Genomic DNA, 213 nt, shown 5'->3' on the forward strand with positions numbered 1-213 from the left:
TAAGATGGTGGAGCTATGCAGGATCGAACTGCAGACCTCCTGCGTGCAAGGCAGGCGCTCTCCCAGCTGAGCTATAGCCCCATCGGGATTCTTCTAATTTGTTATCATGTAATTTGTGTAGACACTCGTGAAACCGAAGTTTCCATTAAACTGTTTTTACTTCAAGATAAGGAGGTGATCCAACCCCAGGTTCCCCTAGGGTTACCTTGTTAC

General features: G+C 46.9%; 1 tRNA gene. It reads right to left on the reverse strand.

Annotated features, from left to right (window positions below):
• Nucleotides 1-5: 5 nt before the first annotated feature.
• Nucleotides 6-81 (reverse strand) — tRNA-Ala (locus H4J57_RS19775).
• Nucleotides 82-213 lie beyond the last annotated feature (132 nt).

The sequence above is a fragment of the Colwellia sp. BRX8-7 genome, from assembly GCF_014077275.1.
Lineage (GTDB): Bacteria > Pseudomonadota > Gammaproteobacteria > Enterobacterales > Alteromonadaceae > Colwellia_A.